Source organism: Siphonobacter sp. (assembly GCF_048595215.1).
Classification (GTDB): domain Bacteria; phylum Bacteroidota; class Bacteroidia; order Cytophagales; family Spirosomataceae; genus Siphonobacter.
Genome location: NZ_JBMDWJ010000382.1, coordinates 1 through 1,758, shown reverse-complemented (window position 1 = coordinate 1,758; position 1,758 = coordinate 1). Strand labels below are relative to the sequence as shown.

At 51.2% G+C, this 1,758-nt stretch carries 3 protein-coding genes; 1 reads left to right on the top strand and 2 read right to left on the bottom strand.

Annotation, left to right across the window (positions count from 1 at the left end; translation table 11 throughout):
- Window positions 1–135: SDR family oxidoreductase (locus tag ACOJTG_RS23400; protein ID WP_420156025.1), on the top strand; the 135-nt coding region annotated here is incomplete at its 5' end.
- 68 nt (window positions 136–203) lie between these two features.
- Here ACOJTG_RS23400 and ACOJTG_RS23395 read toward each other — a convergent pair.
- Window positions 204–740, bottom strand: a complete 537-nt coding sequence (locus tag ACOJTG_RS23395; protein ID WP_420156024.1) for a DUF2911 domain-containing protein — start codon at window positions 738–740, stop codon at window positions 204–206.
- Window positions 741–1,006: 266 nt separating this feature from the next.
- Window positions 1,007–1,450: an NUDIX hydrolase gene (locus ACOJTG_RS23390; RefSeq protein WP_420156023.1), complete on the bottom strand. Its 444-nt coding sequence runs from the start codon at window positions 1,448–1,450 to the stop codon at window positions 1,007–1,009.
- Window positions 1,451–1,758: the final 308 nt, after the last annotated feature.

Below are 1,758 nucleotides of genomic sequence, written 5' to 3'. Positions count from 1 at the left end.
TTGAAAAGCGTCACGGCGATTCCCCGAATCGGTCAGCCCGAAGACATTGGCGGTGTCGTTGCTTTTCTGTGTACACCCGAAGCCAAGTGGGTCAATGCTCAACGGATTGAGGTGTCGGGAGGTCTGCAACTGTAAGTTCTTCGTCCGAATTACAGCTAAGCCGCGGCAAACTCCATTGGGCTGCCGCGGCTTGGTTATGAAGCTTACTCTTTCAGGGAAACCGGTACTTCCAGCGTGGCCCACTTCAACGTAAATCCTTGGGGTGTGACTTCATACAGCAAACGCTCACTGGCAGAGGCCATTGCTTTGGGTTTCGCCGTCACGGTCAATACGTCGTTTGCCCGGTCCAGGTTCGCTTCCCCCGTCCGTTTCACGCCCCACTGGCCCGTTTGTGAGTTAAAGATAAACGTCCACTGTTTTTCTTCGGGAATAGCAAACAAGGTATACTTACCCGCGGGCAAGCTTTTTCCTCCGACCTGAATCGCTTTGTCGGTTTCAAAGGTGGTGGCCTCGTTGGCTCCCGCCCGCCATACTTTACCGTAGGGAACCAGTTCGCCCCAAACGGTACGACCTTTCACCGAAGGACTGCTGTATTGAATGGTTACGGTTGCCGTACCAATTTTTCCCGTAGCCGTGGCCGGTGGGCTGGGTCGCTGACTTTTGTCTGCCTGAGCCATAGTCAATGATGAAATATTGAATAAGAAAAGTAGTGTTACTGCAAAGCGGAAGCTCGATTTCATGAGGTTCAATGTTAGAGGATGAAAAAGGGTACGGGTAAAAATCCCGGCTTCTGCCAAGTTACCAGTTTTACAGTAACCTTTTCAATTTCAGTCTTTTAATTATTACGCATACGATTATCGAAGCTTAACTTCACGATAACCCTGAAGAGCATTAGGTGAAGAATAGACCCGCCGACCAGATGTAGGCGGCAGGGAACGGACGGTTTATTACTTTTCAGCGTACAGAGGTTCCAGTTACTGCACTAAAAGCGGACGAGTGAAACCTGCTATTGACTGCTTTTTTTAAAGCGATAGAGATACGGTGCCGTATTGGCCGCACCGGTGTATTTTTTGTGAAGACGTTCCAAAACCCCCAGATCCAGGATTTTTTTCTGGAAATTATTGATGGGAAACGAGCGATGGTAGACGGCTTCGTAAAGCTCCTGTACTTCCCGCATCGTAAAGGTTTCCGGCAGAAGATTAAAAGCAATCAGCTTTTGATCCAAGTTTTGGCGAAGAGCCTCCAATCCGTACGTCAAAATTTCCACATGGTCGTGAATCATTTCAGGAATGTCCAGAACGTTTCGCCATTCAAGGTATTCGTCAAACTCGCCACATTGCGGATTTACCTTCGTAATATCTACCAAGGCGTAGTAGCCAATACTGATAAAGCGACTGGTCAACCATTCCACCACTCCGGCATTAAATCGGCGATCATCAAATCGTTGCAATTTCGACGCCTGCCCGAGTTCAGGCGAGCGCCGATACCACCCGGGATTCCCGCCTCGATTCGGCGCGTTGCCGACAACTGGCCGACCGCCGGAAACCCGGAATTTCCTGGGCGGGCAATGTCGCTTCCTGCCTGAACCGTGCTGATGTGCTGATAATGCTGTGAGGAGGGACCGCGGGGCAACCGGTCCCCGCAGCGCGGTGAAAAACGGAGGATCCACGGTGGAGACCAGCACCCTTGCCGGCAGGCTATCCCGGTGGGCAGTACTGTCCTGCGCATGGCTGCAAGATTATCTCTATGCTGGCGCCT

Bases quoted from the DNA above. Each gene is read 5' to 3' on its own strand.
- ACOJTG_RS23395 (WP_420156024.1), bottom strand. From the start codon at position 740: ATGAAATCGAGCTTCCGCTTTGCAGTAACACTACTTTTCTTATTCAAT.